At 65.9% G+C, this 22178-nt stretch carries 20 protein-coding genes; 14 read left to right on the top strand and 6 right to left on the bottom strand.

What is annotated here, in order from left to right; genetic code table 11:
- The first annotated feature begins 3 nt into the window (after window positions 1–3).
- Entirely contained in the window at window positions 4–897 is an 894-nt protein-coding gene (locus GSQ83_RS18785) for an alpha/beta fold hydrolase (RefSeq protein ID WP_158804421.1), read from the top strand.
- A 19-nt stretch (window positions 898–916) separates the two neighbouring features.
- On the opposite strand, the gene GSQ83_RS18780 is transcribed toward GSQ83_RS18785, so the two are convergent.
- Window positions 917–1906, bottom strand: a complete 990-nt coding sequence (locus GSQ83_RS18780; RefSeq protein ID WP_158804420.1) for an L-threonylcarbamoyladenylate synthase — start codon at window positions 1904–1906, stop codon at window positions 917–919.
- Window positions 1903–2682: a 3'(2'),5'-bisphosphate nucleotidase CysQ gene (locus tag GSQ83_RS18775; protein ID WP_158804419.1), complete on the bottom strand. Its 780-nt coding sequence runs from the start codon at window positions 2680–2682 to the stop codon at window positions 1903–1905. The genes GSQ83_RS18780 and GSQ83_RS18775 overlap by 4 nt, the downstream gene beginning before the upstream one ends.
- A 107-nt stretch (window positions 2683–2789) precedes the next feature.
- Here GSQ83_RS18775 and GSQ83_RS18770 point away from each other — a divergent pair, with 107 nt between their 5' ends.
- From GSQ83_RS18770 to GSQ83_RS18755, 4 genes are all read left to right on the top strand, one after another.
- Window positions 2790–4262 (top strand): leucyl aminopeptidase, encoded by a 1473-nt coding sequence (locus tag GSQ83_RS18770; RefSeq protein WP_158804418.1) that lies wholly within the window; start codon window positions 2790–2792, stop codon window positions 4260–4262.
- A complete protein-coding gene (locus tag GSQ83_RS18765; protein WP_158804417.1) occupies window positions 4263–5690 on the top strand; it encodes a M17 family metallopeptidase in 1428 nt (475 codons plus the stop codon). It begins immediately after the preceding gene.
- Window positions 5691–5764: 74 nt separating this feature from the next.
- Window positions 5765–6211 carry a DNA polymerase III subunit chi gene (locus GSQ83_RS18760; RefSeq protein WP_158804416.1) on the top strand — a complete coding sequence of 149 codons (447 nt, stop codon included), beginning with the start codon at window positions 5765–5767 and terminating at the stop codon, window positions 6209–6211.
- Window positions 6193–7029, top strand: a complete 837-nt coding sequence (locus GSQ83_RS18755) for a folate-binding protein YgfZ (RefSeq protein ID WP_254065783.1) — start codon at window positions 6193–6195, stop codon at window positions 7027–7029. Before GSQ83_RS18760 ends, GSQ83_RS18755 begins: the two co-directional genes overlap by 19 nt.
- Window positions 7030–7048: 19 nt before the next feature.
- Here the strand turns inward: GSQ83_RS18755 and GSQ83_RS18750 are convergent, their stop codons facing one another.
- Window positions 7049–7396, bottom strand: coding sequence for an RT0821/Lpp0805 family surface protein (locus GSQ83_RS18750; RefSeq protein WP_158804415.1), 348 nt, complete (start codon window positions 7394–7396; stop codon window positions 7049–7051).
- Window positions 7397–7678: 282 nt separating this feature from the next.
- Between GSQ83_RS18750 and GSQ83_RS18745 the strand changes: the two genes are divergently transcribed.
- Window positions 7679–8605: a dihydrodipicolinate synthase family protein gene (locus tag GSQ83_RS18745; RefSeq protein ID WP_174246690.1), complete on the top strand. Its 927-nt coding sequence runs from the start codon at window positions 7679–7681 to the stop codon at window positions 8603–8605.
- 56 nt (window positions 8606–8661) lie between these two features.
- Here the strand turns inward: GSQ83_RS18745 and GSQ83_RS18740 are convergent, their stop codons facing one another.
- Window positions 8662–9819, bottom strand: a complete 1158-nt coding sequence (locus tag GSQ83_RS18740) for a matrixin family metalloprotease (RefSeq protein ID WP_158804414.1) — start codon at window positions 9817–9819, stop codon at window positions 8662–8664.
- Window positions 9820–10961: 1142 nt separating this feature from the next.
- Here GSQ83_RS18740 and GSQ83_RS18735 point away from each other — a divergent pair.
- Complete coding sequence (locus GSQ83_RS18735; RefSeq protein ID WP_158804413.1) at window positions 10962–12014, top strand: HoxN/HupN/NixA family nickel/cobalt transporter; 1053 nt, start codon at window positions 10962–10964, stop codon at window positions 12012–12014.
- Between the two features lie 574 nt (window positions 12015–12588).
- Here the strand turns inward: GSQ83_RS18735 and GSQ83_RS18730 are convergent.
- Complete coding sequence (locus tag GSQ83_RS18730; protein ID WP_158804412.1) at window positions 12589–14097, bottom strand: glycosyltransferase family 39 protein; 1509 nt, start codon at window positions 14095–14097, stop codon at window positions 12589–12591.
- 81 nt (window positions 14098–14178) lie between these two features.
- Between GSQ83_RS18730 and GSQ83_RS18725 the strand changes: the two genes are divergently transcribed.
- Genes GSQ83_RS18725 through cbiB form a run of 6 tightly spaced genes read left to right on the top strand, consistent with a single transcriptional unit; the run spans window position 14179 to window position 20407 of the window.
- Window positions 14179–14928, top strand: coding sequence for a lysophospholipid acyltransferase family protein (locus tag GSQ83_RS18725; RefSeq protein ID WP_158804411.1), 750 nt, complete (start codon window positions 14179–14181; stop codon window positions 14926–14928).
- Between the two features lie 12 nt (window positions 14929–14940).
- Window positions 14941–16218 (top strand): 3-deoxy-D-manno-octulosonic acid transferase, encoded by a 1278-nt coding sequence (locus tag GSQ83_RS18720; protein WP_158804410.1) that lies wholly within the window; start codon window positions 14941–14943, stop codon window positions 16216–16218.
- A 5-nt stretch (window positions 16219–16223) separates the two neighbouring features.
- Window positions 16224–17186: a tetraacyldisaccharide 4'-kinase gene (gene lpxK / locus GSQ83_RS18715; RefSeq protein ID WP_158804409.1), complete on the top strand. Its 963-nt coding sequence runs from the start codon at window positions 16224–16226 to the stop codon at window positions 17184–17186.
- A gap of 48 nt (window positions 17187–17234) precedes the next feature.
- Entirely contained in the window at window positions 17235–18293 is a 1059-nt protein-coding gene (locus GSQ83_RS18710; RefSeq protein ID WP_158804408.1) for an HlyD family secretion protein, read from the top strand.
- 6 nt (window positions 18294–18299) lie between these two features.
- Window positions 18300–19436, top strand: a complete 1137-nt coding sequence (locus tag GSQ83_RS18705; RefSeq protein ID WP_158804407.1) for an FUSC family protein — start codon at window positions 18300–18302, stop codon at window positions 19434–19436.
- On the top strand, window positions 19397–20407 hold the full coding sequence (gene cbiB, locus GSQ83_RS18700) for an adenosylcobinamide-phosphate synthase CbiB (RefSeq protein WP_371418041.1): 1011 nt from the start codon (window positions 19397–19399) through the stop codon (window positions 20405–20407). Before GSQ83_RS18705 ends, cbiB begins: the two co-directional genes overlap by 40 nt.
- Window positions 20408–20433: 26 nt before the next feature.
- Here the strand turns inward: cbiB and mbfA are convergent, their stop codons facing one another.
- Window positions 20434–21390 carry an iron exporter MbfA gene (gene mbfA, locus GSQ83_RS18695; RefSeq protein WP_158804406.1) on the bottom strand — a complete coding sequence of 319 codons (957 nt, stop codon included), beginning with the start codon at window positions 21388–21390 and terminating at the stop codon, window positions 20434–20436.
- A gap of 137 nt (window positions 21391–21527) precedes the next feature.
- Here mbfA and GSQ83_RS18690 point away from each other — a divergent pair.
- Window positions 21528–22178: hydroxyethylthiazole kinase (locus tag GSQ83_RS18690; RefSeq protein WP_158804405.1), on the top strand; the 651-nt coding region annotated here is incomplete at its 3' end.

Here is a 22178-nt window from a genome sequence, read left to right as displayed (position 1 = left end):
CGCATGGCACTGAAGACGCTGCGGACGGCTGTTCTCGACATTGCCTATGAGGAGACGGGGCCGTCTGACGGCACTGCGGTTCTGCTAATGCACGGCTTTCCCTATGCGCCCCAGGCTTTCGCGGAGGTGGCGCCGGAGCTTGCGGCGAGCGGCTGCCGGGTGATCGTGCCGTATCTGCGTGGTTACGGTCCGACGCGTTTTCTTTCTGCGGCGACGATGCGCTCGGGACAGCAGGCGGCTTTGGCGCAGGACGCGCTGGATCTGCTCGACGGGCTGGGCATCGATCGCGCTTTGGTTTCCGGTTACGACTGGGGTGGGCGCAGCGCGACGATACTCGCGGCTCTGCACCCGGAGCGGGTGATCGGGCTGGTGAATGCCTGCGGCTATGCGATCCAAAACATCGCCAAGGCGCTCGAGCCGGAGGATCCGCTGCAGGAGCGGCGGCTTTGGTACCAGTATTACTTCCAAAGTGAGCGAGCGCGCGTTGGTCTCGCGCGGAACCGCGAGGCTTTGGCGAAGCTGCTGTGGCGTCTGTGGTCTCCGAGTTGGGAGTTTGACGACGCGACCTTCGATCTTAGTGCCGCAGCTTTCGCGAATCCGGATTTCGTGGATGTGGTGATCCACTCCTATCGTCATCGTTTCGGCGCTGTTGCGGGCGATCCGGCCTATCAGGCGATGGAGGATCGGCTAGCGGCTTTGCCGAAAATTGGCGTGCCGACCATCACCTTCCATGGCGCGGATGATGACGTGGCGCCGCCGTCCAGCTCGGAAGGTCACGAACGTCATTTCACGAGCCGCTACGACCGTCGCGTGGTTTCGGGAGTGGGCCACAACATTCCGCAAGAGGCGCCGCGGATCTGTGCGGCAGCGATCTTGGAGATGCTGGCGGCAGGGTGACAAGCCGCTCGTCCGTGCCTTAGTCGCGCGGTGCCGCCGCGCGGGTCAGCCGATCGTTGACGGCGGCACCTAGGCCGACTTCCGGCACCGGCATCGCCGCGATCCGCCGCAGCCCCAAGGCACTGCCTTCCCGGTCGAGCCAGCGCAGACCGTCGAATAGCCGCGCGGCGGCCTCCGTCACGTCGGAGGTTTCGCTCAATTGATAGGTCAGCGCAGCGCCCGGCAGCGGTGGCCCGAATGCAAGAAGCGCCTCCTCGGCCGCAACACTTGTGGCCCCCACCCGCAGCGGCATGTTTGGCGCGTAGTGCGAAACGAGCAGCCCCGGCGAGCGCAAGCTGCGATGCGCCTCCGCGACCGCGTGCGGGATGCCAACGCCAATCGGTCCCACCACCGCCTCGATCTCCTCCCGCGTCGTGCCGCCGGGGCGGAGGAGGAACGGGCGGTCGCCGCTCAGATCCAGCACAGTGGATTCCACGCCGACCGGGCATGCGCCCCCGTCCAGCACGGCGGCGATGCGCCCCGCCAATCCCTCCAGCACATGGGCCGGGGTCGTCGCGCTAACGCTGCCGGAGCGATTGGCCGAGGGTGCGGCGACCGGCTTGCCGACCTCGGTCAGAAAAGCCCGTGCCAAGGGGTGAGCCGGCACGCGCACAGCTAAGGTTTCGAGCCCCGCCCCAGCTAGCAAAGCCACGGGACAGGTCACGCGGCGCGGCAGAACAAGGGTCAGGGGCCCCGGCCAAAAGGCGGCGGCGAGTTGCTCGGCGAACGGGCTCGCCTCCACGTCATCGAAGGCGAAGGCAGCAGTGGAGTAGTGGCAGATCAGCGGATTGAAATGCGGCCGCCCCTTGGCCTGGAAGATCATCGCGACGGCCTGCGGCTGCGTCGCATCGGCGCCGAGGCCATAGACGGTCTCGGTCGGGAAGGCGACCAGCAGCCCGCCGCGCACCATATTGGCGGCCTCATGCAGCCCGGCGGCATCTGGCGGCAGCAGGCGGGTCGCGAAGGTCACGGTCGCCCGACGACGTAGAAGGAAGGGTTCTCCCAGCCCGGCTTGCCGTAGCGCAGAATGGTGTCGTCATCCATGCGCAGAACGGCGCCGCCGGCCGCTTCGACCAGCGCCTGTGGCGCCGCGGTATCCCATTCCATCGTCCGGCCGCGGCGCGGATAGAAGTCGCCGCCGCCTTCGGCCAGCACACAGAATTTCGCGGCCGAACCCATGCGAATGCTGTCGTAAACCGCGTGACCGCGCAGGCGGGGCGGTAGATCGACCACCGAGCTGCCATGGAAGCGGGATACCAGCAAAGTGAGGCCGCGATCCGGCACAGTGCGTGCGGTGATCGCTGTGGTGCCTGCGGCGTCGCGCCGAAAGGCCGCGCCGCCGACCATGCCGCAGAACACCGCACCGCGCGCCGGCACATCCACCGCGCCGAGCACCGGCCGCCCGTCCCGCACCAGCCCGACGTTGACCGCGAAATCATCGAGCCCGGCGGCGAATTCCCGCGTGCCGTCCAGCGGATCGACCAGCCAATACTCGCCGGCCGTTTCGGGCGCCTCGCCCGCCGCCGTCGCTTCCTCGGCGATGATCGGCACACCCGGATCGGCGCGGCGTAGTCCCTCCAGAATCAGCGCCTCGGCGGCGTTGTCGGCATCCGTCACGACGGAACGATCCGCCTTCGCGGTGACCGCAATTCCCCGCGCGCGGCACTCAAGGATGAGCCGGCCGGCGCGCACGGCCAATTCCGCCGCGAGTTCCAGCAGCGACTCGTCCGAATAGCGATATTTCATCCGCGTGTGATAGACGCGCGGGCGGCCCTGGCAAAGCGCGCATTAACCGTTAACTTGCCGCTTCGGACTCGCTGAACGCCTCTATCCCGGTTTCTGGAGTGACATCGATGCTGACCATGGCCTTCGCGCGGGCGGCCCTGCCCAAGTCGGGTGCGCTCGCGCTCCTCGTTGCCGAGGAAGAGGCGCTGTCCGGCATCGCAAAGACGCTGGATGAGGCGAGCGCGGGCGGCGTCACGCGGGCCTTGGAGGCCGCCGCCTTCAAAGGCCAGAAGGCCAAGACCTGCCTGCTGTTCTCCCCCGCCGCCGGTTTCACCCGAGTCGTTTTCATCGGTCTCGGCAAGCGAGCCGAAGTCACGGCCAGCGTCGCCGAGGAAGCCGGCGGCGCCATTGCCTCCGCTTTGTCGCAGGAGGCGACTGCCGCCGTCTCCGCTGAGGGCTTGCGCAGCGAGGACGCCGCTCATCTGGCATTTGGCGCCGCGTTACGGGCCTATCGCTTCGATCGCTACCGCACGAAGGAAAAGGCGGAGGACAAACCCAAGCTCGCCGGTCTTACGATCCTTGTTGATGATGCTCCCAAGGCGAAGGCCGCCTATGCGCCGCTTCAGGCGGTGGCCGAGGGAGTGTTTCTTAGCCGCGATCTCGTCAGCGAGCCGCCCAATGTGCTCAACCCGACGGAAATGGCCGAGCGCTGCAAGGCCCTGACGAAGCTCGGCGTGAAGGTCGAGATTCTAGGGCCGAAGGAACTCGACAAGCTTGGTTTCGGCGCCCTGATGGGTGTGGCGCAGGGCAGCGCCCAGGAACCGCGCGTCGTCATCATGCAGTGGAACGGCGCGGGCAAGGGTAAGCCGCGCAAGCCGCTCGCCTTCGTCGGCAAGGGTGTCACCTTCGACACCGGCGGCATCTCCATCAAGCCGGCCGGCGGGATGGAGGATATGAAATGGGACATGGCAGGCGCGGGCGCCGTGATCGGTCTCATGGCGGCACTCGCCGGGCGCAAGGCCAAGGCCGATGTGGTCGGGCTGGTGGGACTGGTCGAGAACATGCCCTCCGGCACCGCGCAGCGTCCGGGCGATGTGGTTACGACCTATTCCGGCCAGACCGTTGAGGTGCTGAACACCGACGCGGAAGGCCGCCTCGTGCTGGCCGATCTGCTTTGGTATGCGCAGGAAAAATTCGATCCGGCCTTCATGATCGACCTCGCGACGCTGACGGGCGCCATCATCGTGGCGCTCGGCCAGGAACATGCCGGACTATTCAGCAATGACGACGAATTGGCGCAAAAACTTTCGGCGGCGGGGCTCGCGACGGGCGAGAAGGCTTGGCGCATGCCGCTCGGGGATGCCTATGACAAGGCGATCAAATCCGACATCGCTGACATGAAGAACATCGGCGGACGGCAAGGGGGCGCGGTTGTAGCAGCGCAATTCATCCAGCGCTTCGTCAATAACAAGCCCTGGGTGCATCTCGACATTGCCGGTGTCGCCTGGTCCTCGAAGGATACGGCAATCACGCCGAAGGGTGCCACCGCTTACGGCGTGCGGCTGCTCGACCGGCTGGTGCGGGACCACTACGAGGGCTGAATGCCGCAGCCTTCGCTCTTCCTGCTCGCTGCTGCCGAACTGACGGCCGAGGTACCGCTTGTGCTGCCGGTCGCGCCCGGCGGCGTGCCACCTGAATACGCGGTTGCCGCCAAGGCGGCAGGATTTACGGCGGTGCCCGGTCAGGTGCTGACACTCTGGGGTGTTGGGCGCACGGCTACGATCCTGGTTGGGCTCGATCCCGCTGACCCGGAAGCCGCCGGCGCTCAGGCGGCGTCGAGTTTGCCGCGCGCGCCGCGTCTCGCGATCGATGGTCGCGGCCTGCCGCGCGCAATGGCGACAGCGATTGCCGTGGGCGCCGCGCTGCGCTCCTGGCGCTTTCCCACCAATCGCTTCGCTGAGGATCCGGAAGCGATGGTGATCGGGCGCATCGATCTCGTCGTCGAGGATGCCAGGAAGGAAGGCAAACATTGGCGGCGCGCGCTGGCGGTTCTGGAAGGTGTCGGTTTCGCCCGGGATCTGGTGGCCGAACCGTCCAACACTCTCACGCCGGCGCTTTTCGTGAAGCGGCTGCGGCCGCTGACCGATCTGGGCCTGAAACTCGATGTCATCCCGGCGGAGGATTTCGCGGCGAAGGGTCTGCGTCTCATCGCGGCCGTAGGCGGCGGTTCAGTGAACCCGCCTTGCCTCGTGGTGATGCGGTGGAAGGGTAAGCTCGACCTGCCGCCGCTCGCCTTTGTTGGCAAGGGCATCACCTTCGATACCGGCGGCATTTCCATCAAGCCGGCGGATCGCATGTGGGACATGCGAGGCGACATGGCGGGCGCCGCCGCTTGCGTCGGCGCCATGGTCACGCTCGCGCGCCGCGAGTCACCAACGCCCGCCATCGCGGTTCTGGCGCTGGCGGAGAATATGATCGGCGCCACCTCCTATCGGCCCGGCGATATCCTGCGTAGCCACGCCGGGCGCACCATCGAGATCATTGATACCGACGCCGAGGGGCGCCTCGTGCTGTCCGACGCGCTTTCCTATGCCGTCGCGACCTACACCCCGCGCGCCATCGTCGATTTCGCGACCCTGACCCATGCCGTTTCCGTCGCGCTGGGGCATGAGCGCGCGGGCCTCTACGACAATGATGAGACCTTGGCGGCGCATCTCGGCGCGGCGGGGGAGGTTGTGGGTGAGCGCCTGTGGCGCATGCCGATCGGAGCCTCCCATCGCGAGGCGCTCAACTCCGAGGTCGCGGATCTGCGCCAATGCAATACCGGACGCCTCATCCCCGACGCGAGCCAGGCCGCCGCGCTGATGCGCGAATTCGTCGGCGATACGCCATGGGCGCATATCGACATCGGCGGCACCGAGCAGCGTGATGAAGGCGATGCGCGGTATAGCGCCGGGCCGACGGGCTTCGGCGTCCGGTTGCTCGATCAACTCGTGGCCGCGCGCTACGAGGATCCGGAGCATCCGTGAGGGATGTTGCGACTCGGATGATGCGGTTTGCCGTGACGCTTCAGACAAACCCCGATCGCAGCTAAACAACGCTTATGGCGGAGATCGGCTTCTACCACCTCACGCGTACCACTACCGACCAGGCGTTGCCGCCGTTGCTCGGCCGCACCCTTGCCGCGAAGCAGCGCGCCGTCATCCGTTGCGGCAGCGCGGAGCGGCTGGCGGCGCTCGACTCCGCGCTCTGGCTCTGTCCGGATCCGGATTGGCTGCCGCATGGCAGCGCCGCGACCGGTAAGCCGACGCGCCAGCCGATCTGGCTGACCGAGGCGGATGAGGCGCCGAATGAGGCGCGCTTCCTTTTCCTCATCGATGGCATGTCGAGCGACCGGCTTGCGGAATACGACCGAGTCTTCGATCTCTTCGACGGCAATGACGAGACCGCGGTCGCCGCGGCCCGCCAGCGTTGGGCGGCAGCCAAGGCCGCTGGCCACACGCTAAGCTATTGGCAGCAGGCGGCGCGCGGATGGGAAAAGAAGCTATGATGAAGCTCGCGACCTTGAGCGATCGCGCGGTTCTCGAAGTAACCGGGGAGGATCGCGTCGCCTTCCTTCAGGGGCTTGTCTCGCAGGATATCGCGCTGGCGGCGCCGGGGCGGGCATTGTGGTCGGCGCTGCTCACACCTCAAGGCAAATGGCTTGCCGATTTCTTTGTCCTGGCGGCGGGCGATCGCCTGTTGCTTGATGTGGAATCAGCCCAGCGCGACATGATCGCCGCTCGCCTGCTGCGTTACCGCCTCCGCGCCAAGGTCTCCGTGACTGCCCTGCCGCTCGCGGTTCAGGTCGCTTGGGGTGCCGCGCCTGATGCGTCGCCAAACATTCGTGCCCTCGCCCCCGATCCGCGCCTGCCCGAGGCCGGCTGGCGCATCCTCGCCGAGACGCCGCTGCCGACCAATGCCGATGCGGAGGAATGGGACCATTACCGCCTCACGCTCGGCCTTCCGGACGGTTCCCGCGACCTAGAGAGCGAGAAGACTGTATTGCTGGAGGCCGGCTTCGACGAGTTGAATGGCATATCCTGGACCAAAGGCTGCTACATGGGCCAGGAGCTGACGGCTCGCACCCGCTATCGCGGCTTGCTCAAGCGCCGCCTCGTGCCGGTTCGCATCGAAGGCACGCTTCCGCCACGCGGAACGCCCGTGATGCGGGACGGGTTGGAGGTCGGAACTTTGCGCTCGGGTCAGGGCGATCGCGGCATGGCCGTGCTGCGGCTCGAAGCGTTGCGGACCGGCGGGATGCTCGGCGTTGGCGAGGCGCGGCTGGAGGCCGAGATTCCCGGATGGATGCGCCTGCCCGAAGCGTGAGGCGAAACCGCAGTATCCGTTAGTTCACGATGGCCCAGTTGCCCTGGGTCGTCCGGCACCAGTTGAGGTGATACGGCGTGCGGTCGGTGGTGTGTCCGGTGACGAAAGTGTAGCGGAAGAGCCGGCAGTTCATGCCCTTCTCCTTCGTCGACTTCACATACGTCACCGTTCCGCTATGGCCGTTCTTGGGGTTTGACCAACTGCCCTCGCGGGGCCCCTCGGGCGCCAGATTTCCCGCCGCCTCCTGCACCATTTTCAGATCGACTCGGCTGAGACCCTTGGGGAGGTAGGATTCCTGCGCCATCGCCGGTGCGGCGAGCGCGAGGAAACCAAGCATGCCGGCGGCTGTCAAAGAAGACTGACGCATGATGAGGGACTCCGGAAACTGGACTAAGCGGATGATTGGTCGCCCGGATGCCAGGTAAGGTCAACGGCCGCGATGCAAAGACTTCCTCGGCGGGATTGGCCTCGCGCTTCATTGCCGGCCATTCGCTAGCGTTCAGCGCCATAGCCGCGGTTGCCTTGCGGGCGGCCGCCGTGCAGCATGCACCCGCTGTAAAAGAGCCGCCCTGTCTCGGTCGCCTGTCTTGCCCTCGCGGGCTGGCGGTCGGTCGTGCCAATGTAGCGGCCCGTCCGAGGAGCGAGATCCATGGCTGAGTTGAAGCGCCGCTACACCGGCATCTTTCCCGTTGTCCCAACGACTTTCGACGAGCAAGGGGCGCTCGACCTGGCGAGCCAGATGCGCTGCATCGATTTCATGATCGACGCCGGGTCGGACGGGCTTTGCATCCTCGCGAATTTCTCCGAGCAATTCGTGTTGTCCGATGAAGAGCGCGAACTGCTCACCAGCCGCATTCTCAAGCATGTTGGCGGGCGGGTGCCGGTGATCGTCACCACGACGCATTACAGCTCCCGCATCTGCGCCGAGCGTAGCCGGCGCGCGCAGGATCAGGGTGCGGTGATGGTGATGATCATGCCGCCTTACCACGGCGCGACCTTCCGCGTGCCGGAGGCTGGGATCTTCGCCTTTTTCCAGAAGGTCTCGGACGCGATCACCATTCCGATCATGATCCAGGATGCGCCCGCCGCCGGAACGCCGCTTTCCGCGCCTTTCCTTGCGCGCATGGCGAAGGAGATCGCGCAGGTCTCCTACTTCAAGATCGAGGTGGCGAATGCCGCGCAGAAGCTGCGGGAGATCATCAGGCTGGGCGGCGACGCGATCGAGGGACCCTGGGACGGCGAGGAAGCCATCACCCTGCTGGCCGACCTCGATGCGGGGGCGACCGGCGCCATGACGGCGGGCGCCTATCCGGACGGGCTGAAGCCCATCGTTCATGATTATCTGGCCGGCAACCGGGAAGCGGCGGTGGAGCGCTACGGCCGGTGGCTGCCGCTGATCAATTACGAGAACCGCCAATGCGGCTTGCTGGCCTGCAAGGCGCTGATGAAAGAGGGCGGCGTGATCGCCTGCGACGCGCCGCGCCATCCAATCCCGTCAATGAGCCCCGAGACGAGGGCCGGGCTTCTGGATACCGCGCGGCGTCTGGACCCGCTGGTTCTGCGCTGGACGAAGTAATCCGCGAGACGAACGCCGCACCGTCGCGGCGATCACCTCATTGATGGTGGGTTGCCCTAAGCGACACGATCGACCAGCACCACGGGCTCGCCTCCGAGATTGACGACACCGACCTGGTAGCCGGCAGAGGATGGGGCGCCGCTGAAGGTGATGGCGCTGATGCCGGTATCCGTTTTGATCGCGAGGGTCTCTCCGGCCAAACCACCCATGCCCATCACGCCACCCCAACTCGGCGTCGCGCTGAGCGTGTTCGGCATGAACAGAGCCACGAGATCACCGACGCCGAGGTTCTGGATCGCGTCCCATACATTGACGCCGCCTGTGTTCATGGAGATTTGCGAAACGCCGGTCCCCGCATCGACCAAGTTCGAGCCGGCGCCCGCATCGATAAAGTTCTGGCCGCCCTGAACCTTGATGGCGTCCGATCCAGCGCCTGTCTGAATATAGACGTTATTGCCATTCGCCGTCACGGCCTCGCCCGTCAGAGCGCCACCGTCGATGAACTGCGACTTCACATAGCTCAGCCCGACGGTCGGGGTGTCCCCGGCGACGATAGAGGTCCCGCTTTGGTTGGAAACCGTGAAGCTTGTCAGCTGCGGGACGACCTTGGCCGGAGTCGACGAAGCAGCCGCCGCCACAGCGTTGGCTGCGGTGGCGGTTGCAGGGTAGAGAAATCGCGCGCCATCGATGTCGGTCTGGTTCAAACCACGATTGGCCGAGGTCAGGAAAACGTTCTCGATAGAGTTGGGGTCGCTCGAAACGCCAAAGCCGAGCGCATGGCCGATCTCATGAAGAGCAAGTTGGTTGAGCGTTGTGTCCGTGTCACTGTTTCCGCTGGGACGCTCGTAAAGCAGCGCGCCGTTCACGCTGGCGAGCGGCATCTCGTTCGGGTCTTCGAGGCGGATGACGACCGAGCCGTCGTTGATGATGCCGTTCGCGTCCCATGCCAGGCTAGTGATCCCCAGCAGGCCACTCGCGCTGTTGTTGTCGGCATAGCCCAAGTAGATATCGGAGGTTTGGCCTGGTGCTTCCTCCTGAAACTTAATACCAGTGACGCTCGACCATTCGTTAAAAGCGGCTTCAATCGCCGCCTGCTGGGCGCCGTCGGTTATGTTTGAAGAAAAGTTGATCCCATCTTCGGCCTGATCGGCGAAGCTCCAGGTAACGGTTTCTCCCGCTGCCCATTTGGCACCAATAGTACTGAATTGAGCCATAGTATATGACCGCCACACATAAGTGGGATAAGCGAAATGCTTCCCGGCGTAGATAAACGCTTGCGGCAACTCTAGAAGCGAGCTGCGCATAATCATTACTTAAGTAAGTCCGTTTAGTGATTATTACCGGGAGTTAATTGACATTACTCTCTGTGAGCAACAAGGTTATTCACTCGTCATTGACGCAACGGAGTAGTGCTGAGTTTGGAAGGCATTGTATAGTCATGAAGGTCTTAGTCGTTTGGGGAGGAAAACATAGGCTCGGGTATCGTACCTGGCGGTGTTGCTCCCAAAGAGGGGAGGCGATTCGGTCATGGAGAGTGGGAATCGTAAGTCTGAACGCAAATAGTCATTATTCGACTAAGCTGCTGAGCAGTGACGGTAGTAAGTCCACGTCTCCAGTTACTTATCAAGTGCAGCGACGGCGTAGTCCGGGGCGTTGAAGGAGCTCAAAAGATATCAGCGCCCTGACCGTTCGGTGAGGAAAGGGTGAAGACGTAATCTCGACTCGCTTGGCCATCTCCCTAAGAGAGAGCGAGATTCATTCTCGGTTGCCCAAAACATAAACTTTCGCGCGAATAATCATTACGAAATTGACGCGAGCCACTAATGGTTACGGCGTGTCAATGTAATCGCCATGTATCGTTAACGAATTCGTCGACCCGCACACGAGAGAAAGGGGTAGCTCTGAACAATCGCTGCATTCCAACATAGGCTAAAGGATGGTCATCGTTTCGGGGTAGGATATAACTGCAGTCGTCGCGAGCGATCTGGTCCTTCTCCAAAGGAGCGCCACGCAAATCGTTAGGTTGTAGTAACGTCATCCTTCAACCGCCGGATTTTAGCCCGCTCGGCCTTCTCATATCGGCCGTCTTGGGCAGTCCCGCTCTTATAGGATGTGTGCGTTACCGCGGGGTTAGCGCGGTGGGTCATGCTTGCATATTTCCTCATCGCACTATGCGTGGGGCACAGCATGGGGCCGCCTCCCGGCGGTCGAGCCTTGCGTGACGCGTGAACTCCCCCCTAGGCTGGCCGATATGGTTCCCGCGGGCGCCTGAATGAGACGGCCCTGGTCCTCGGCATAAGGTGGCCCGGTGGTCAGGCCTGACCGCGCGGACGGTTGATGTGTCGAGAGGATCTCGGTGTCTGCCTTCATTGCCTATCGTCCCGCCACCGGGAATCTCCGCCGACGCGTCGCGGGCCTCTTCGGCTTGCTTGGCGTCGTCAACATTGGCGCCTGGATCTGGGCTTTCGCCGCCTTCCACGGCCAGCCCTTTCTGCTGACGACCGGCCTGCTGGCCTATGGCTTCGGACTCCGCCATGCGGTCGATGCCGACCACATCGCCGCGATCGACAATGTGACTCGCAAGCTCATGCAGGAGGGGAAACGTCCGGTCTCGGTCGGGCTGTTCTTCGCACTCGGCCATTCGACGGTCGTGGTGGTGGTGGCCGCGGCGGTCGCCGCCACGGCGGCAGCACTCGAGGGAAGGTTCGCAGCTTGGAAGAGTGTCGGCGGCTTTCTCTCGACCGGCGTCTCCGCGCTATTCCTGTTCCTGATCGCGGCGATGAATATCGTGATTCTGCAAGGCGTCTGGCGAACCTTCCGGCACGTCCGCCATGGCGGGCGCTACGTGGACGAGGATTTCGACCTCCTGCTTAACAAACGCGGGCTGCTTGCCCGCCTGTTCCGCCCGGCTTTCAGCTTGGTGACGTCAAGCTGGCACATGCTGCCCATCGGCCTCCTCTTCGGCCTCGGCTTCGACACCGCGACAGAGGTGAGCCTCCTCGGTATCTCCGCCCATGAGGTGGCGAAAGGCCTCTCCTTATGGTCTGTCCTGGTCTTCCCCGCGCTGTTCGCCGCGGGGATGTGCCTTGTCGACAGCACGGACGGGGTGCTGATGCTGGGTGCTTATGAATGGGCCTTCGTCAAGCCGATCCGGAAACTCTACTACAACCTCACCATCACGCTGGTTTCGATCGCGGTGGCGGTACTGATCGGCGGCATCGAGGTGCTCGGACTGCTAGCCGGCCAATTCGAGCTGAGGGGCCCGATCTGGCGGGCCGTCGAAAGGCTCAACGGCAACTTCAGCAATCTGGGTTTCGCCATCATCGGCGTTTTCTTCGCCGGTTGGATTGTCTCAATGCTGATCTACCGCATCAAGGGCTATGACAGCCTGGAGCGGCAAGCTTCCTAGCCTGGGATGACGGGCTTGTCGCTTGTCCTCGAGTGACCACTCGGCCCCCTGGCCCCAGTCTTCGGATCCATCAGCGCCACTCGCCGCCCGTGCGGCGCTGCTGTGGCGAAGGCGGCCACGAGGCTGACGCGGTTACTGCTGCGCGTTCACCGGTAACGCCACATTAATGCGGTTGCCCCAGACTGCGCGCACCGTGGCGAGAGCGCGGCACAGCCTCAGCAGCGACCGACTTACTGGCTCGTTACGGGACCATACGTGTGGACACGAAAATCGACCGTCGCTCATCGTCTGCAGCCGCGCTGGGGGCGCCCAAGCCAGCTCTAACGGACGACCAGGGGTGCGACGCTTATCGGGTTATACTCACAGTGGTCGCGCTCTTGACCGCTCCGTTCTGGCTCCCAGCGTGGATAACCTATCGCTGGTTGCAAGGAATGTAGGTGGTGCGGCCGGCGGAGGCGTTGATAGCTGGCCAGAGGTAAACTTACACAGGCAAGGGGCTGTTTCCGCCGTTACCGTGCCCTGCCTGTAGACATAAACGAAGCTTTATATCGGCGCGCGTCGACCATGCCTTGATTTAGAGGTGCGAAAAGCAGGTCAGTCCAGGGGAGACTATCAGCAACTCGGCGCCCGACGGTCCCGCCGGATGCCTGCACTCGGCGGCCGTCGCCGCTCTGATTGCGCCGCTCACGGACCGGCTGTCTCGATCGACCGCGAGAAGCACGACGACGACACGTCCTCCCGATAGCGCTGCGCGACGCAACACGGCTATTGCCGTGCCCGGTTCGAGCAGCGCGATGCGAAGCCCGTTGGGTGCGGCGGTGGCGAAGGCCGCGACAAGACCGACGCCATCATTGCCCCGCGGGAGGAGAACCAGGCCATTCGGTCCGGCGGCACGCACGGCGGCAAGCGCCGCAGTCCCCTCTGGCTGCATCGTTTCGGGCCGCACGATCAAACCAGCGACGCTGAGCGCCTGCGCCGCCAGAACCGCGCGGCACAACACCCGAGCGACGGCCACTTCGCGCAGCGCGGCCGCCAGCATGAGCGCGAAAGGCGGCAGCGCGAAGGTGAGATAACGGATCTCGACCGGCATGGATCCGGCCGCCCAGCCCATCGCGACAAGGCCCAAAGGCGCGGCAAGCGCGGCCATCCCCCAAAGGTCGCGCGCGTCGTGCGGTTCGACACGGCGCCACCGCAGCACCGGCATGGCAAGCATCGTGCCCAAAAGCAACGCCAGCAACCCGGTGGCCGTAACCCGATACACGCCGCCGATATAAAGCGGCAGCCCGCCGAGCAGAGCCCCACCGATGGCGCGGCCGAAGGCAGCCGGCAGCCGAGCCCAGGCAAAAGGCTCGAATTGGCCGATGCGGCTGCCGCGCTGAGCGACGAAGACATAAAAATCGGACGCGAGGAAGGGCGCCAATCCGCCAAACATCGCCGCGCTTTGCAGCAAGCCACGCGGACGGCGGGAAAGACTCCAAAGCAAGGCGGCGGCAGCCGGAAAACCCGCGAGATAGTTGGTGAATGAGGCCGCCCCCAGCGATGCGCCACTCGCAAGGGCCAGCGCCGGACGGTCCTTCCGCCGCGCCAGCAAAGCCAGCAGCAGCCCCGCCACCGACAGGCACTGCGCAAGGGCAAAGCCCCGCGCAACGACACCACTCCCCACGAAGCCGTAGCACCCCAGTGTGAGCAGCATGGGCAACCCCGGCGGCAATCCTGTGACCCGGGCGGTCGCACCCACCAGCGCCAGCGCGCCGAGGCTGAGCAGCACCGAGAGCATTCGCGTGACGCGCAAATCGGGGCCAAAGCAGCGACGCCATCCCCAGGCAAGCCAGAAATAAAGCGGCGGATGCACATCGGTCTGCCGCAGCATTTCGAGGATTGCCGCCGGTGTGGGTGCGGGGAGGAATGCGGCGCGCATCTCGGCCACGCGGAACGGCGTCCGCGGCCAATCAGGCCGGGCCTCGCGTCCCGTCACGAATGCCGTGTAGCCCTCGTCATATTCCGGTCCGCGGCAAACCGCCGCGAGCGACAGCACTACCGCCCCAAGCGTGAGTATGGACAGGAAGCGCCGGTTCGCCGTCATGCCTCACCATCTCGCGGGCGGCATAAGGATGCAACATCGATATGAAATGACCCGTGGCAAAGGAATTGGGAGATCAGTCGTTTGCCGCCGGGGACCCGCCATGCTACCGGCCGCGCCATGGCGAAAAGCCGCAACACGAAGTTCCGCACCCCTAAGGCGTTCAAGGTCATCGTGCGGCACCCCTGGCTGAAGGGGTTCTTCGCCCTGGCGCTTGGGAACTATCTCGCCTTCGTTTTGCGCACCACGCAGTGGCAGTTCGAGGGCCTGGAGCACCTCGAACCTGTTTTCCAAAACCGTCACCCCTGCATCCTCACCTTCTGGCACGAGCGGCTACCCATGATGCCGCGCCTCGCCCTTCGCTCGCAGCAGGAGGGGATCAGGATGCGTACGCATGTCCTTGTCAGCCGCCACAATGACGGGCGTTTTATCGGCCGGGTCGTTGGCCGTTTCGGCCTCGATACAGTCATCGGCTCCTCATCCTCAGGCGGGCGGGAGAGCCTTCGGCGGATGCTGCTGTTACTGAGGGAAGGGCATAACGTTGCGATCACCCCGGATGGCCCGCGCGGACCGGCGAAGGTCGCGGCCTTTGGCGTGGCGCAGGTCGCGGCGGCGACGGGCGTGCCGGTGGTTCCCGCCGCCGCCCAATGCCGCTGGCATTTCCGGCTGCCGAGCTGGGACAGCATGGTCGTGCCGTTTCCCTTCGGGCGCGGCGCCATTGTCTGTGGTCCCGCGATCCTCGTTCCGCGCCAGGGTTGGGCCGAATTCGTGCCGATGATCGCGGCGGCGATCGACGCGGTCTCCCGCCAGAGCGATCGCCTCTGCAATGTCTGATCGGGCCCGCCTATGAGCCTTACTCTCGGCGCCTGGTCGGGCCTCGGCCGGATCGCCGCGCCGGCCCTGCGTATCATGCTTCGCCGCCGCCTCGCCGTCGGTAAGGAGATCGCTGGCCGCCTGCCTGAGCGCGAGGGCATCGAGAGCCTGCCGCGCCCGGACGGCCTGCTGTTCTGGCTGCATGCCGCGAGCCTGGGCGAGACCGCCTCGATCCTGCCGGTGCTGGCGGTACTGGCGCGGGATCCTGGCACTTTCCTGGTCACCACGGGCACCGTCACGGCGGCCCGGCTGCTGGCTCAAAGGCTGCCGCTGATGGGGCTGGCAGAGCGCGTCATCCACCGTTTCGTGCCGCTGGACGTGCCCGCCTGGGCAAGTCGTTTCCTCGACCATTGGCGGCCGAATGCCGCGGGCTTTGTCGAAAGTGAGATCTGGCCGAATCTCCTCATCGCGTCGCGGCGTCGCGGCATCCCGCTGATGCTCATCAACGCGCGGCTTTCGGCGCGCAGCCTGTCGCGCTGGCGCATGGTGCCGGCAACCGCGCGGGCACTGCTCAGCGGCTTCGCGCTCATTCATCCGCAAAGCGCGGGCGATGCCGAGCGTTTCGCCTCAATCGCCCCCTCGGATGCGCGGATCTTGCCGCCGGGCAACCTCAAGCTCGCGGCGCCACCCTTGCCGGTGGATCAGGCGGAACTGTCCCACCTCTCCACCTTGATCGGCGGGCCGGTCTGGATCGCCGCAAGCCTTCATCGTGGCGAGGACGAGATGGTGCTCGCCGCGCATCAGAGCCTCGCCGCGACGCATCCCGGCATTCTCACCATCATCGTGCCGCGCCATCCGGAGCGCGGCGGGGCCATCGCCGAACTGGCGGGCGGCGCGCCGCAGCGCTCCCTCGGTGCGCCGCCTCCCCGGAGCGGTGGAGTCTGGGTGGCCGATACGGTGGGCGAGCTTGGCCTGATCTATCGGCTGGCGCCGGTGGCCTTTGTCGGTGGCAGCCTGATCCCGCATGGCGGTCAGAACCCGGCGGAGCCCGCCCGCCTCGCCCGCGCCGTCGGCATCGGACCCCACACCGCCAACTTCACCGAGACCGTGGCGCTGCTGCGGGAGGGCGGCGCGCTTACCGAGATCCCGAACGCCAACGAGATCGCGCCGTGGGTCGATGCGCGGCTGCGCGACCCCTGGGGCACCACCGCCAGCGGCGAGCGCGGCGCGAAACTCCTGGACGGTTTCTCGACCATCCCGGCCGAGGTCGCGGCGATGCTGCGCGACCTCGCGACACCACGCGCGGCGTAACTCGCATGAGGGCGCCGGAATTTTGGGCGCGGGACGGCTGTCTGCCACGGCTGCTCGCCCCGGGCTCCATGGTGACCGGCTGGATGACCGCCCGGCGCGTCGCCAAGCCAGGGTGGCGCGCGCCGGTGCCGGTGTTCTGCTGCGGCAATGCGAGCGTCGGCGGCTCGGGCAAGACAACTGTTGCGCTGGATTTGCTGCAGCGCCTCCAGTCCCGCGCGCTCACGCCTCACGCGTTGCTGCGGGGCTATGGCGGGCGAGAGAAAGGACCGCTGCGGGTTGATCTGGAGCGCCACGACGCGGCGCAAGTCGGGGACGAGGCGCTTTTGCTCGCCGCTTGCGCGCCTACCTGGATCGCGGCTGACCGCGCGGCGGGCGCGCGCGCCGCGGTGGCGGCGGGGGCCAGCGCCATCGTCATGGATGACGGACTGCAGAATTCGGGTCTGCTCAAATCCTGCAGCCTGCTGGTGATCGATGGAGGCGCCGGCTTCGGCAATGGACGACTACTGCCCGCCGGTCCACTGCGGGAACCCATCGCCGCAGCGGCCGCGCGTTGCCAAGCGGCGGTCCTGATCGGCGAGGATGCCAAGGACGCCCGCGCGGCGCTGCCATCCGGCATTCCGCTATTCGCGGCGAAGCTCGTGCAGGACCTCGGCGATCTCGCGCCCGGCACTGACTATCTCGCCTTCGCCGGCATCGGGCGGCCGGAGAAATTCTTCGCCGGCCTCCGGGCATCGGGCGTTTCGCTCCGCGCCACGCAGGCCTTTCCCGATCACCATGCCTATGCCGAGCGGGATCTAGCCCGCCTGCTCGAACGCGCGGCGGCGTCCGGGTTGAGACTTGTCACCACGCCGAAGGACGCCGTTCGCTTGCCGCCAGCCTGGCGGGAGCGCGTTGATGTCGCCGGCGTCACATTAAGCTGGGAAGATCCCGGTCAAATCGACGCTTTGCTCAACCAGGCGTTGCAATGAACGGCCGGCCCCATAATCTGCGGCCGGCAGACGGAGCCGTCGAGGGACATGGCTGACAACCCGCAACAACCGGCCATCGTCACCACCATCCCCGAAGCGACCCCGGTGTCGGTAGTGCCGGATCCGCCGCGCGCCTCGCCGTATCGCCGCCGCATACTGACAATCTTCGGCTGCCTGATCGCGATCCTGCTGCTTTGGATCGGCTCGGGCTATGTCTTCGCCTTCACGGATGACGCCTTCCTCACCTCCGACCTCGTTTCCATCGCGCCGCAGGTGACCGGGCCGATCGCTTCCGTCGATATCCAGGACAATCAACTGGTCGCCGCCGGAGCGCCGCTCTTCACCATCGACCCCACGCCCTACAAATATGAACTCGACCGCGCCACGGCGGACGCCGCGCAGGCAAGTTCGCAGCTGCCAATCGACCAAACCTTGCTGGAAAGTGCCACCGACGCGCGAGCCGGCGCCCTGGCACAGCTGCGCCTCGCGGAATCCGACCTCACGCGCGCCACCAGCCTGAATCATGCGGGCTTCGCTTCCGTGCAGGCTCTGCAGGAGGCGCAGACGACCGAACAGCGCACCACCGACCGGCTCCGCGCTGCCCAATCCGCGGTGATCGCGGCGCAACAAACGCTGCGGCTGCACGAGATCGCGCTCGGCGCCGCCGAGGCCAACCGGCTGATCGCGCTCTGGCGCCTCGCAAGAACGAAAATAGTCGCGCCGGTCGCCGGGCGAGTGGCACATCTCACCTTGCGTGTCGGTGATATGGCGGATGCCAGCACGCCGATGATCGCCCTGATCGCGGCGGATGGCTGGCGTGTCGTCGCGAATTACAAGGAATCGGTGCTGCGTCATCTCCATCCCGGCGCCGTCGCCTGGGTCTGGCTCGACACGCAGCCCTGGCATTTTTTCCGGGCGCGCGTGCAAGGGGTCGCGCCCGGTATCCGCCGCAGTCAGGAGGATCCCGGCCTGCTGCCCTATGTTTCCCCGACCGTCGATTGGATCCGGCTCGCCCGCCGCTTGCCCGTGCGCTTCACCCTCGATAATCCACCGCCTGAAGACGAGCGCTTCATGGGCTCCGACGCCCGCGTCTTCATTCTCTTCTAATCGGCCATGTCCTCTCCCGCCCTCGACGCGCTGCGTCCGATCCCGAGCGCGCTTTGGCAGGAAACGCGGGCATTGGCGGCGGATCTCAGCACCTGGCGCGAACCGGTCAAAGCTGTGCTTGCGGTTCTGCTGGCGACCGCCGTCTCCTGCGCCTTTCATCTCGAGGACAATGCCTGGGCCGCGCTAAGCGGCTTTCTCGTCATGCGTACCAGTTTCGGAGAATCAGCGCCGCGCGGCGGCCAGCGCATGCTCGGCACCCTGGCGGGCGCTGCACTCGGCTTCGGCCTCGCCCGCTATACATCCGCCTCGGTCCCGCTGCTCATGGTGACCTTCGTCGTCGTCACCTTTGTCTGCGTCTACCAATCGACGGTCAGCGTCGCGAGCTATGCCTGGGTGCTGTTCGGTGTCACCGCGGCAATGGTCATGACCGCGGCCTTCGCGTCACCCGCCGACACGATAGACTTCGCGAGCACGCGGATTGCGGAGGTCGGCATCGGCACGCTCTGCGGCATCGTCGTCTCGGGTTTGTTCGAGCTGTTCCGGCAGCCCAGCGCGCCGCCGCCGCAGCCTTTGCCCTCGCCCGGCAGCCGTCTCACGCTGCGCCGCCTGCTCGATGAGAATTGGCGCCGTGACCATGCCGCCATCCTGGCGCATGCGAGCCGGGCGGCCATCGCGGTGGGGTCGCTGCCCCTGGTCTGGCGCGCCTTCAGCATCACCGACATTTCCGCGACGGCGGTCACTTCCTTCATCGTCATGATCATGCCGGCGACCGTCGTGGAGCAAGAGGGGATAGCCGCGATCTATCAGCGTGCGGTCTATCGCGTGCTCGGCTGCGTCATGGGCGGCCTGCTGGCGCTGCTGTTGCTGCCTCTCGCCGGCGACAGCCTGCCACTCTATGGCCTGACGCTGGCCTTGGGCGTGGGTATCGGCGTCCATATTCAAGGCGGCCGCTCCGGCCTTTCCTACGTCGGCACGCAGTTCTGTTTCGCCTTCATCGTGACTCTTGTGCAGGGACCAGGCCCGGCGACCAGTATCACGCCGGGATTTCAACGGCTGGTCGGCATCGCCATCGGCTGCCTCGTGCTCGGTGCGGTGGTGGTGGTGTGGCCGCCGCCACCGGTGCGGACGCGGCGCGCCGCGTGACCGCGACGGCACTCACGCTGACCCTCGGCGCTGTCGCGCTCGAGGCGGCGCTGGGCTATCCGGACACGCTGTTTCGCCGCATCCGCCATCCCGTTTCCTGGGTCGGTGCGCTGATCGCCCGGCTCGATACCAGCGTGAACGATCCCGTAGTGTCAGATGCGCGGCGGCGCTTTCGCGGCGTGGCGGCTTTGCTGCTCATCCTCCTCATCGTCGTGCTCGCCATGGTCCTGTTGCAGGTGCTGGCGCTGCGTCTGCTCGGCCGTTGGCTGGGCCTGTTGCTGCTGGCGCTGTTCGCCTCCAGCCTGCTCGCGCAGCGCAGTTTGCACACTCATGTCGCGGCGGTGGCCGGCGGGCTGGAGCGTGGGGGTGTCGATGCCGGGCGCGTGGCGGTCGCGCAAATCGTTGGTCGTAATCCGGCTTTCCTCGACGAGGCCGGCATCTGCCGCGCGGCCATCGAGAGTCTCGCGGAGAACTTCTCGGATGGCGTGGTGGCGCCCGTATTTTGGGGCGCTTGTTGCGGCCTGCCCGGCATGGCGACCTACAAGGCGATCAATACCGCCGACAGCATGATCGGCCATCGGACATCCCGTCACCTCGCCTTCGGCTGGGCGGCGGCGCGGCTCGACGATGTGGTGAACCTGCCGGCATCCCGGCTTTCGGCAGCGCTCTTGCTGTTCGCTGCTCTCGTCACGGGCGGGGATTGGCGAAGCGGCGCCCGCGCCATCGGGCGAGACGCGGGCCACCACCGTTCGCCGAATGCGGGCTGGCCGGAGGCGGCGATGGCCGGAGTTCTCGGCCTCCGCCTCGCCGGGCCACGCGTCTATGGCGAGACGCTGGTGGAGGATGGCTGGATGGGCGACGGCCGCGCCGCGCTGACCGCTGCCGACATCCGCGCCGCGCTCCGGCTGTACCGTGTCGCGTGCTGGTGCCAGGCCGGCGTGTTGTTGCTGCTGGCGTTGTTTCTTCGCTGATCTCCTCACTTGATGCCCCGGGCCCTCTAGCTGTTCCCGATTAACACCCCCGTCGCGAAGACCAGCGCACCGCCGAGCGCTACCTGAATCGTCGCCGAGATCGGTGGCGTGTCCATGTATTTCCAGCGGATCCAGCTGATCACGCCGAGTTCCACCAGCACCACGGCGATGGCGAGGAACAGTGCCGTGTGGAAGTCGTGCAGGAGGAAGGGCAGGCTGTGTCCGAGGCCGCCGATCGTCGTCATCAGCCCGCAGACCAAGCCGCGAACCACCGGCGACCCACGGCCGGTGAGGCTTCCGTTATCTGAAAGCGCCTCTGCGAAGGCCATCGAGATGCCCGCGCCAAGTGACGCGGAAACCCCGACCAGGAAGGCCGACCACGTATTGCCTGTCGCGAAGGCGGCCGCGAAAAGCGGCGCCAAGGTCGAGACCGAGCCGTCCATGAGCCCGGCCAGACCCGGCTGGATGACGCGGAGCAGCCAGGAGCGGCGAGCCGCCTCGTCCTCGCTATGCAGCGCCTCCTCGCCAAGGTTCCGCTCCACCAGATCATCGGCGCGCAGCTCATGCGCGGTCTCGGCCAAGGCGAGGTCGCCGAGCAGCTTGCGGATCGAGGCGTCCTGGCTGCGTGCGGCGGCACGGGTGTAGAATTGGAAGGCCTCGACCTCCATCGACTGCATGTGAGCCCGTGCCATGGCGACAGAGAGTGGCCGGATCTGCCACACCGGCTTGCGCGCGATGAAGCCGCGAATGTCCTGCCGGCGGATCAGCGGAATATGGTCACCGAATTTCTCCTGATACAGCGTGAGCAGGTCATGGCGGTGGCCACTTTCCTCCTGCGCCATCTCCAGGAAGACATGCGCGGTGCTCGGATAGTCGGTGCGCAGGCTCTCCGCCATATCGGCATAGATGCGGCCATCCTCCTCCTCGTTGCCGATGGCCAGGGCCAGGATTTCGCGTTCGGAGAGGTCGGAGAAGTTGCGCATCGCGCTGGAGTCTGACGATCGCGCCCGGAACGATCAAGTCGAGATCGAAACGATGCGAATCGCTCGCATTCGCATCGGGTTCTAGACCTCCGGCGCCTGTGTCATAGGTGTCGGCTGATCGCTTTGAGGGATGGGTTATGACGCTGGATCATGCGCCGGGGCTTGAGGATGTCGTGGCGGCGCAACACGCGCTGCGGGCGAAGGCGCCGCTCGTCCAGTGCCTGACGAATGCCGTCTCGACCAATTTCATGGCGAATGTGCTGCTCGCGGTGGGCGCCGCTCCGGCGATGGTCGACAACCCGGAGGAGGCCGGCCTCTTCGCCGGCATTGCGGATGCCGTGCTGGTCAATCTCGGTACGCCGACGGCGGCGCAGGTCGAGGGTATGCGGCTCGCCACCGCCGCGGCGCGCGCCGCCGGGCGGCCCTGGGTGCTCGACCCGATCGGCGCTGGCGGCCTGCCGTGGCGCGGCCAGATCGCCGTTGAATTGCTGCGCGACCGACCTGCGATCATCCGCGGCAATGCCTCGGAGATCATCGGCCTGGCGGGCCTCGGCGCGGGCGGGCGAGGGGTCGATAGCGCCATCGACGCCCCGGCGGCGGTGCCCGCCGCGGTGGCGCTGCTGGTGCATGCCGCTACCGTCTCGGCCTCCGGCCCGATCGATCATGTGGTGGGGCGGGTCGGCGAGCGGATCATTTTGGTGCGCGTCTCGGGCGGCAGCGCCTGGTTGCCGCGCGTGACCGCGACGGGGTGCGTGCTCGGCGCGCTCGCCGCCGCCTATGCGTCTGCT

This window comes from Acidisoma sp. L85, from assembly GCF_009765865.1.
In the GTDB taxonomy this organism is placed as follows: Bacteria; Pseudomonadota; Alphaproteobacteria; order Acetobacterales; family Acetobacteraceae; genus Acidisoma.
Note: the sequence above shows the minus strand (reverse complement) of the source record. Positions and strands in the feature narration are given on the sequence as shown.

Excerpts from the sequence above, each read along its gene's own strand:
- GSQ83_RS18740 (WP_158804414.1), bottom strand. The coding sequence starts at position 9,819 with ATGGCTCAATTCAGTACTATTGGTGCCAAATGGGCAGCGGGAGAAACC.
- lpxK (WP_158804409.1), top strand. The coding sequence starts at position 16,224 with ATGAGGGCGCCGGAATTTTGGGCGCGGGACGGCTGTCTGCCACGGCTG.
- GSQ83_RS18705 (WP_158804407.1), top strand. The coding sequence starts at position 18,300 with ATGTCCTCTCCCGCCCTCGACGCGCTGCGTCCGATCCCGAGCGCGCTT.
- GSQ83_RS18775 (WP_158804419.1), bottom strand. The coding sequence starts at position 2,682 with ATGAAATATCGCTATTCGGACGAGTCGCTGCTGGAACTCGCGGCGGAA.
- GSQ83_RS18710 (WP_158804408.1), top strand. The coding sequence starts at position 17,235 with ATGGCTGACAACCCGCAACAACCGGCCATCGTCACCACCATCCCCGAA.
- GSQ83_RS18770 (WP_158804418.1), top strand. The coding sequence starts at position 2,790 with ATGCTGACCATGGCCTTCGCGCGGGCGGCCCTGCCCAAGTCGGGTGCG.
- GSQ83_RS18760 (WP_158804416.1), top strand. The coding sequence starts at position 5,765 with ATGGCGGAGATCGGCTTCTACCACCTCACGCGTACCACTACCGACCAG.
- GSQ83_RS18730 (WP_158804412.1), bottom strand. The coding sequence starts at position 14,097 with ATGACGGCGAACCGGCGCTTCCTGTCCATACTCACGCTTGGGGCGGTA.
- GSQ83_RS18750 (WP_158804415.1), bottom strand. The coding sequence starts at position 7,396 with ATGCGTCAGTCTTCTTTGACAGCCGCCGGCATGCTTGGTTTCCTCGCG.
- GSQ83_RS18755 (WP_254065783.1), top strand. The coding sequence starts at position 6,193 with ATGGGAAAAGAAGCTATGATGAAGCTCGCGACCTTGAGCGATCGCGCG.
- mbfA (WP_158804406.1), bottom strand. The coding sequence starts at position 21,390 with ATGCGCAACTTCTCCGACCTCTCCGAACGCGAAATCCTGGCCCTGGCC.
- GSQ83_RS18765 (WP_158804417.1), top strand. The coding sequence starts at position 4,263 with ATGCCGCAGCCTTCGCTCTTCCTGCTCGCTGCTGCCGAACTGACGGCC.
- GSQ83_RS18745 (WP_174246690.1), top strand. The coding sequence starts at position 7,679 with ATGGCTGAGTTGAAGCGCCGCTACACCGGCATCTTTCCCGTTGTCCCA.
- GSQ83_RS18785 (WP_158804421.1), top strand. The coding sequence starts at position 4 with ATGGCACTGAAGACGCTGCGGACGGCTGTTCTCGACATTGCCTATGAG.
- GSQ83_RS18720 (WP_158804410.1), top strand. The coding sequence starts at position 14,941 with ATGAGCCTTACTCTCGGCGCCTGGTCGGGCCTCGGCCGGATCGCCGCG.